The 7,747-nt window shown below is 47.2% G+C and carries 8 protein-coding genes; 5 read left to right on the top strand and 3 right to left on the bottom strand.

Going from position 1 to position 7,747, the window contains the following annotated elements; all coding sequences use genetic code 11:
• Positions 1–176 precede the first annotated feature (176 nt).
• The 3 genes from AC4QZR_RS19780 to AC4QZR_RS19770 all read right to left on the bottom strand — a co-directional run bounded on the left by AC4QZR_RS19780 (position 177) and on the right by AC4QZR_RS19770 (position 1,880).
• Complete coding sequence (locus tag AC4QZR_RS19780) at positions 177–527, bottom strand: hypothetical protein (protein ID WP_494482458.1); 351 nt, start codon at positions 525–527, stop codon at positions 177–179.
• 62 nt (positions 528–589) lie between these two features.
• Positions 590–1,234: a hypothetical protein gene (locus AC4QZR_RS19775; RefSeq protein WP_494482457.1), complete on the bottom strand. Its 645-nt coding sequence runs from the start codon at positions 1,232–1,234 to the stop codon at positions 590–592.
• A gap of 124 nt (positions 1,235–1,358) precedes the next feature.
• Positions 1,359–1,880, bottom strand: a complete 522-nt coding sequence (locus AC4QZR_RS19770) for a D-glycero-alpha-D-manno-heptose-1,7-bisphosphate 7-phosphatase (protein WP_494482456.1) — start codon at positions 1,878–1,880, stop codon at positions 1,359–1,361.
• Between the two features lie 115 nt (positions 1,881–1,995).
• Between AC4QZR_RS19770 and hemG the strand changes: the two genes are divergently transcribed.
• The 5 genes from hemG to AC4QZR_RS19745 all read left to right on the top strand — a co-directional run bounded on the left by hemG (position 1,996) and on the right by AC4QZR_RS19745 (position 7,715).
• Entirely contained in the window at positions 1,996–3,345 is a 1,350-nt protein-coding gene (gene hemG, locus AC4QZR_RS19765; RefSeq protein ID WP_494482455.1) for a protoporphyrinogen oxidase, read from the top strand.
• A gap of 13 nt (positions 3,346–3,358) precedes the next feature.
• Positions 3,359–4,093, top strand: a complete 735-nt coding sequence (locus AC4QZR_RS19760) for a polyprenol monophosphomannose synthase (protein ID WP_494482454.1) — start codon at positions 3,359–3,361, stop codon at positions 4,091–4,093.
• A 149-nt stretch (positions 4,094–4,242) separates the two neighbouring features.
• Entirely contained in the window at positions 4,243–5,193 is a 951-nt protein-coding gene (locus AC4QZR_RS19755) for a TerC family protein (protein ID WP_253406628.1), read from the top strand.
• A gap of 263 nt (positions 5,194–5,456) precedes the next feature.
• Positions 5,457–6,569 carry a chorismate mutase gene (locus tag AC4QZR_RS19750; protein WP_494482453.1) on the top strand — a complete coding sequence of 371 codons (1,113 nt, stop codon included), beginning with the start codon at positions 5,457–5,459 and terminating at the stop codon, positions 6,567–6,569.
• A 321-nt stretch (positions 6,570–6,890) separates the two neighbouring features.
• Positions 6,891–7,715 (top strand): hypothetical protein, encoded by an 825-nt coding sequence (locus AC4QZR_RS19745; protein ID WP_494482452.1) that lies wholly within the window; start codon positions 6,891–6,893, stop codon positions 7,713–7,715.
• Positions 7,716–7,747 lie beyond the last annotated feature (32 nt).

Raw genomic sequence — 7,747 nt, 5'->3', positions numbered from 1 at the left:
AGAGCAGGCAGTCTGGATAAGGGTAGGCTCTTTTTTTTCATCTTAATTAGAAGTTAAATGTGAATCCAAAAGATAGCCCTTATCCGCTGCTTTTTAAAACCAGCTACCGAAGGTTTAGTGCAACCTTCTGTATAAGCGATAACTGAAGGCTGCAGGGCGTTTGCTCTATTCTGTTGTTAGATGCTGGCGTTAATTTTTTCGAACACTTGTCCTTGTCCTTTAGTGCTACCACCGGTATATACCTCACATATAAGAAGATTATCTGTGGCAAAGGCTGCGTAAATTTCTTTCTTGATATTATTCTTATAATTTGTCAATATGCACTTAACATGTTTGTCATCCGAATCAAACTTGTAAGTGCCTATCCATTTTTCATTTTCTAGATTTTCTTTCCATTCTACAAGCCCCGCACGAGTAATCTCTATATCATTGGTTAAAGTCACCTGTCCAGCATCTGCAAAAGTTAATATTTGTCGATATATGATCCCGAAGATAGATCCAGCATTATGGATATCTGTCAATGCCATTCTACCGGACCTAAATTTCATCCCACTTATTTGTCTCAGTGTCATTTATTTCAGGCTCACACCTAACGGATTGGTGCAGACGAAGCCCGCAACGTAGCAAGGGTTAGGTATTTACTGGGTTGGCGGAAGCTATTTTCGTCATTCGCCATTGAATTAATAAAGAACTTGTAGCACTCTCCTGTATCAATATTTGTAACTACATTAAAGAAGTAGTTTCCTCCATCATTTACCTCTACAATCTCATTTTGCCAATCCTTAGCAAAGTGTTCATCATTTGCTGGGAAAGAATTAATCCAAATTAATTTTTGTCCTTTTTCATTCGTGCCTCCAAAATACTGTCTCCTATAAAATGGCAACTCCTCAATCTTACCTATATCCAAACTGTCGGCACCTTCTGTCTCGGTCTCAGCACACCTTTTTAGTATTTTCTCAGCGCTTATTACCTCTTCAAGGGACGGGGTAAATGGAGTAATGTTTTCTTCTTTACCTGGTCTAAAAAGCATGCGAAATGTAAAAACATCGTGTCTTGGTCTTTTCTGCTCGCTAAAAACTACTCCTGTAAAAGGCTCCGTTTCAATAAGGTAATTAGAAGAGCTGTCGATAGGGGTTATAGCATATTCAACTCCGTTAATGGTCTCTACTTTGGTTTTGCTACTACAAGAAGTTAGACAAAAGAGAACCCCAAAAAGTAAAGCTAGATATCTCATTCTTCATTATTAATGTTACCGCAAACTTGGTTGCAAGTGGAAACATACGTTTTTCAAACAGACGCCTATCGGCTAAACGCAACTCCACTTATGTTAAATATAAGAAATTATATAATACAGAATCTCACTTCCCTTCTTCTCGCAAAATAAGTTGTGCCGCTTCCCACAGATTATCTACCTGCCAGGTATAGCTGCCAGCAGCATACTTATCGCCAACAATAATACTCCGAACACCTACTTTCTCAGCGGCTTCCAGGTCGCGGTGGGAATCGCCAACCATCCAGCTTTGAGAGGTATCAATGTTATACCTGGCCATGGACCGCTCGAGCATCAGGCTGTCGGGTTTGCGGGAGAGCGACTCGGAGTATTGGGGATGTGACGGGGCATAATAGATCGCATCAATCAAATGGCCGCAACTTTCCTGCAGCTTTTGGTGGCAGGCCATCACGTCGGCCCTGGTATACAGACCTTTGGCTATACCGCCCTGGTTTGTAACCACAATCAGCAAATAGCCGTTTTGCTTCAAAAGCGCCAAAGCCTCCGGCACGCCTGGCAGCACTTCAAAATCTTCCAAGGTATAGGTATAGTCTCCTCGTTCGCGGTTGAGCACACCGTCACGGTCCAGGAATACGCACTTTCGCTGCATCGTTCATCTATAGGTTCAGGCGCTAAAATTAGAATTATTACGTTGGATATGCATGCCCTGGCAGCAATATTGCTCCACTAAGGCACAGATAACTAGAGCTTACAGGCAAGAAATAATGAGAGTAGCGATAATTGGAGCGGGAATTTCGGGTCTGTCTTTGGCCTATTACCTGCAACGGCAGGGCGTAGCATACGATCTGTTTGAGGCCGGCAGCGAGGTAGGCGGCAACATGCGCACATTGCACAAAAACGGCTATACCTTCGAACTAGGCCCGAACACCCTACAAATGAACGAGGAGCTCCTGCAGCTCGTCACAGAACTAAAGCTGGAGACCGAACTACAGCCAGTGACGCCACGCAATAACAAAAGGTATGTGCTGCATGAAGGCAGGCTGCACCTGGTGCCCTCCTGCCCGAAGTCTTTTCTGGCCAACGACCTTTTTTCAAAAGAAGACAAGTACAGGATCCTGCAGGAGAGAAAGCAACCGCCCGCTGAAGTAGAAAACGAAACCATCTCTGATTTTTTTGAGCGTCGCTTCGGCGTTAAGCAAATGGACTACCTGGCAGCTCCTTTGATCAGTGGCCTCTACGGAGGCGACCCGAGACAGCTGCTGGTCAACAAGGCGCACCCGGAGCTAAAAGCGCTTGAAACAGAATATGGATCGGTGCTGGAAGGCATGGTGCAGAAAAAGAAACGGGGTGTGTTTCAGCGCGCCTTCTCTTTCCGAAAAGGCATGTCCACGCTGCCACAGGCCATTGCCGATAAGCTGATTTCGCTGCACCTGGACCACAAAGTAGAGTTCATTACCCGTATTAAGGGTAAATACATTATCAGCTGCGCCGCCAACGGCGACCACGACAACGAGGAGTATGACATTCTGGTACTCGCTTTGCCTGCCCATCAGGCTGCCGAACTGATCGAGTTTACCTACCCAGGCATGTCGGCGGCGCTGCAGAACATCAACTACCCGCCCATGGCCGTCGTGCACACGGTATACAATCGCGCTGAAGTGGAGCACCCGCTGCAAGGTTTCGGAGCGCTGCACCCCTGGGAGGAGCAGTCTTTTACTTCGGGCTCTATCTGGACGAGTTCCCTGTTTGGGAACCGCTGCCGACCGCACGAGGTTCTGATTACTTCCTATGTTGGCGGCACACGATTTGCCGAGCATACCCAACTCGACGAGCGCATCCTGCTTGAGCAAGTGCACCAGGAGCTCCGGGGAACCTATCAGATCAAGGCATTGGCCCCTGTGTACCAGCACCTGCATTTGTGGCCGCACGCGCTTCCGCAGTTCGATATGTATATTGAGGATGCCCACCACATGGCAGAAGTGCTGGAGCAGGACGGTCTGTTTATATCGGCAAACTGGTATGCCGGCGTTTCGGTACCAGACTGCGTGAGCGAAGCCAAGGCCATTGCCACCAAAATTAATACGCGTCCCTCTTCCCGCTCAATAGCCGAATAGCTATATTTGCGGTATGAATGACTCGCTGGTGATCGTACCGACCTACAACGAAAAGGAAAACATTGAGGCTATTATCAGGAAGGTGATGTCACTCCCCCACCCCTTTGATCTCCTGATCGTGGATGACAGCTCACCGGATGGCACCGCCGACATCGTACGCAGTTTGCAGCAGGAGTTTACAGAGCGCCTGCACCTGGAGTCGCGCACTGGCAAACTGGGTCTGGGCACCGCCTACATTCACGGTTTCAAGTATGCGCTGCGTCAGGGTTACGAATACATCTTTGAGATGGACGCCGACTTCTCGCACAACCCCGATGACCTGGTGCGCCTTTACCAGGCCTGCGCCGAAGACGGGTATGACATGTCCATCGGCAGCCGCTATGTGCAGGGCGTGAACGTGGTGAACTGGCCGATGAGCCGGGTGCTGATGTCCTGGTTTGCCAGTCTGTACGTGCGCCTCATCACTGGCATGCCCATCGCCGACACTACCGCTGGTTTTGTTTGTTACCGCCGCAAAGTGCTCGAAACCATCCAACTCAACAAAATTCGATTCGTGGGCTACGCGTTCCAGATCGAGATGAAGTTCCTCACTTTTAAGTATGGCTTCAAGATCAAGGAGGTGCCGATCATTTTCACTGACCGCACCAAAGGGCAGTCCAAGATGTCGAAAGGTATATTCAAGGAAGCGGTGCTGGGGGTGATCCGGATGAAGGTGAACAGCTTTTTCCGCCATTTTGACCGTTATTAGCTACTGGCTATACCTTAGCTACCACTCATTTCTCCGAACATAATCTTGCGCCCGACAATGCCGCGCTAAATCAAAATCAATTAACTTTGCATATTAAGTATAGCAGAGCTTATATATGTTTGTAGGCTGACATGCTAAACACTCAACCTATGGACGATATATATTTCTGGGTCATATTCAACGCGTTTATCCTGCTGTTGCTGGGACTAGACTTGTTTGTGTTCCATCGCAAAGAGCATGTAGTAAAGATAAAAGAGGCACTGCTTTGGAGCGCTTTTTGGATCGCCCTTTCGCTTCTCTTCAATGTGGGCATTTACTACTGGATGGGTTCCGGCCCCGCAATGGAGTTCCTGACTGCCTACCTGATCGAGAAGTCGCTGAGCGTGGATAACCTCTTTGTCTTCATTCTGATATTCAGCTTCTTTAAAGTACCACAACAGTACCAGCACAAAATTTTGTTCTGGGGTATCATCGGTGCTTTGGTGCTGCGTGGTATCTTTATTCTGGTTGGTGTGGCCCTCATTGCCAAATTCCACTTCATCATCTACATACTCGGTGCTTTCCTGATCTACACAGGTGCGAAGATGGCCTTTACCAAGCAGGATGATGAGCTTCACCCGGAGCAAAATCCTTTAATTGTGTGGGCAAGCCAGAAACTGCGCTTCACGAAGACAGCTGTGGGCGGCAAGTTCTTCACCCGAATAGATGGAAAGCTCCACGCTACCCCACTCTTTTTAGTGCTGATAATGGTAGAGAGTACGGACGTAGTATTTGCAGCTGATTCTATACCTGCTATTCTGGCTATTTCGAAAGATCCGTTCATTGTTTATACCTCTAACGTATTCGCCCTGCTTGGTCTGCGCGCGCTCTACTTTGCGCTGGCTGGTATCATGCAGCTGTTCCATTACCTGCACTACGGACTGTCGCTGATCCTTGTCTTTATCGGGGCCAAGCTACTACTAAGCGACATTTACCATATGGATATGCGCCTTGCCTTATTAGTAGTAGCCGGTATTCTGACGGTGTCCATTGTGGCCTCACTCCTCTTTCCGAAGAAGGACAATGAGCTTCCACAGCCGCCTAATGCAGACGTTTCTTAATCCGGGTTCTTAATTTTTTTAACTAAAATTAGTGCCACATATTTGCTTTTGTAAGTTTAAATGCTTTCAATTGCAGAATAATTGAGAAGAAATGATTTTTGCTAACGCCTATATTTTTACAAATTCTAAGCTGGTGCCTCCGACGGGGCTCCCTGGTAGAACTTTGTGCGTTAGGTAAAACATCAACATACACAGGTACCACAGGAGCCCCGCCACAAGCGGGGCTTTTTTGTTTTAAGGCATATTCTAAATCACAAATACCCATGAGTACAGCAGCACACAGCAGCAATAAATTAGCAGGACAGCAGAGCCAATTGGTAAGCAGCAAGCGCCCAATGGTTATCGCAGGTCCGTGCAGCGCTGAGAGTGAAGAGCAAATGTTGCAAACCGCCCTTGGCCTGAAAAAGGTAAAAGGCGTATCGGTGTTCAGAGCGGGCATCTGGAAGCCACGCACCCGCCCTGGCAGTTTCCAGGGAGTGGGCACGATCGGACTAGAGTGGTTGCGCACTGTGAAACAGGAAACCGGGCTGCGCACCGCCTGCGAAGTAGCCAATGCCACACAAACCGAGCAAGCCCTGCAACAGGGTGTAGACATTCTGCTGATTGGTGCTCATACTACGGTGAACCCTTTTCTGGTGCAGGAAATAGCCGATGCCCTGAAAGGTGTGCAGGTGGCTGTACTGGTAAAGAACCCGGTTAACCCTGATTTGGCACTGTGGCTGGGAGCCCTGGAGCGATTGCACAACAGCGGCATCACGGATCTCGGCGCTATGCACCGCGGCTTCTCTACCCTGGACAGCGCCCCATACCGCAACCACCCGAAGTGGGAGCATGCCCTGGAGCTACGTCAGCAAGTGCCCGAACTGGCCATGTACTGCGATGCCAGCCACATAGCGGGTCGGCGTAGCTTATTGCGCCCAGTAAGCCAGCGCGCCCTCGACTTGGGGTATGATGGCCTTATGGTAGAATCGCACCACAACCCGGCCGCCGCTTTGAGCGATGCCCAGCAGCAGATCATGCCGCAGGAATTGCACATGCTTTTGCAGGCTCTGAAACGGCAGCAGGTACCAGGTGAGAAGATGAAACAAAACGCGCAATTGGAGAAGCTGCGCAAGGAAATAGAGCACCTTGACGACGAGTTGTTGACCTTGTTATCACGCCGTACCAAAGTCACAGCACAGCTTGGCGACTACAGCAAGCCGGTTGAAAAGAGTGCTGAGACGCCGGGCCCGGTGCGCTGGGACCTGGTATTGGAAAACCTCCTGCACCAGGCCAGCAGCGCAGGTATAGACCAGGCCTTTGTGAAGACTATTTTCCAGGAAGTGCGTTCGCAATACGCCCGCACCCACCTATACAACTACGGCCTGAGTTCGTAGTCTGGTTTTCAAAATTTAAAACAGCCTGACAGCTTCTTATTGAAGACTTGTCAGGCTGTTTTTTTGTGCAATTCCTGGTATTCGGCTTATCAAATTCCACTCATCCGAACCAATTTTCAGCCTCAAAGCCGCATCACATTCTCAGATTTCCTATCCTATTTCAGCAATTTATATTATAAATATATGATGTTTATATAAAAATATTTTTACTTAAATATTTGAATAATAAAATTTAATGAAACAATTTTACAATAACATAAGTTAAATCATGAAGATTAATATATAACCATACACGAATACTCACTCTTTATAAAAATCAGAATGAAGAAACTGTACATTTTCACCACAGCGCTACTCCTGTTAGCCGGAACTTTCACAAGCTGTAACAAAGACCTAGACGAGGTAGGTCTGAATGCATCGTCTATTGATGCGGCTCAGAAAGAGGTTAAAACGAACAACACTAATAAAAAAGTTGGCGGTGGTTTAACTCTTAGTGTCTCCGATTTAAATCCATTGATCGGTAAGACTGTAGTTATTACTGCTTCCTTCACTGAAAATGTAACTGCTGGCACACTGCGCATAGATCAATTGCAGGCCGATGGAGTTACTTGGGAGAAAGTAATATCTAGCACACTTAGCAGTTCTGTAAAATCAATATCCTACAACTTAACTTCAAGCACTGCTAGCAGCTATACATTCAGAGGTTTCTACACCCCTACTGGCGGTGCTAATTTTGAGCAAGACGAAACTGAACCTTCGACAGTTACATTCAAAGCCACTTGTACGGGTGCTGCACTTTCTGCACAATTGATGAGCAAGACATCTTTAGAAAATGGTCTGACAGAGTATAAAGTGGCATTTACGCTAACTTCATGTTCTGCTTATAGCAATGTAAAGCTTCAAGGTGGAGTTTCTGCAACTATTACAGGCGATGTCGTGGCAACTTCAGAAGATGGTACTGAAGTAACAAAAATAAGATACAACACAAATAACGCTGTTGTGACTTGGGATAACCTAAACCTGACTGAGGGATACAGCAATACGTTCTTTGTGACTTTCCGTATGGCGGATGACAATAAAGAAGAGCCTATTGGCAACTGGACTGCTAAGGTTGGGGACCAATTAATTGCTGAAGCTACTCTTTAGTTTTACAAAATACTCACCAAAACAGGCTGCCC

Source organism: Pontibacter sp. YIM B11418, assembly GCF_059278805.1.
The sequence above is the reverse complement of the archived record's forward strand: the minus strand, read 5'-3'. Positions and strand labels throughout refer to the sequence as shown.

Bases quoted from the DNA above. Each gene is read 5' to 3' on its own strand.
- AC4QZR_RS19760 (WP_494482454.1), top strand. From the start codon at position 3,359: ATGAATGACTCGCTGGTGATCGTACCGACCTACAACGAAAAGGAAAAC.
- AC4QZR_RS19750 (WP_494482453.1), top strand. From the start codon at position 5,457: ATGAGTACAGCAGCACACAGCAGCAATAAATTAGCAGGACAGCAGAGC.
- hemG (WP_494482455.1), top strand. From the start codon at position 1,996: ATGAGAGTAGCGATAATTGGAGCGGGAATTTCGGGTCTGTCTTTGGCC.
- AC4QZR_RS19775 (WP_494482457.1), bottom strand. From the start codon at position 1,234: ATGAGATATCTAGCTTTACTTTTTGGGGTTCTCTTTTGTCTAACTTCT.
- AC4QZR_RS19755 (WP_253406628.1), top strand. From the start codon at position 4,243: ATGGACGATATATATTTCTGGGTCATATTCAACGCGTTTATCCTGCTG.
- AC4QZR_RS19745 (WP_494482452.1), top strand. From the start codon at position 6,891: ATGAAGAAACTGTACATTTTCACCACAGCGCTACTCCTGTTAGCCGGA.
- AC4QZR_RS19770 (WP_494482456.1), bottom strand. From the start codon at position 1,880: ATGCAGCGAAAGTGCGTATTCCTGGACCGTGACGGTGTGCTCAACCGC.
- AC4QZR_RS19780 (WP_494482458.1), bottom strand. From the start codon at position 527: ATGGCATTGACAGATATCCATAATGCTGGATCTATCTTCGGGATCATA.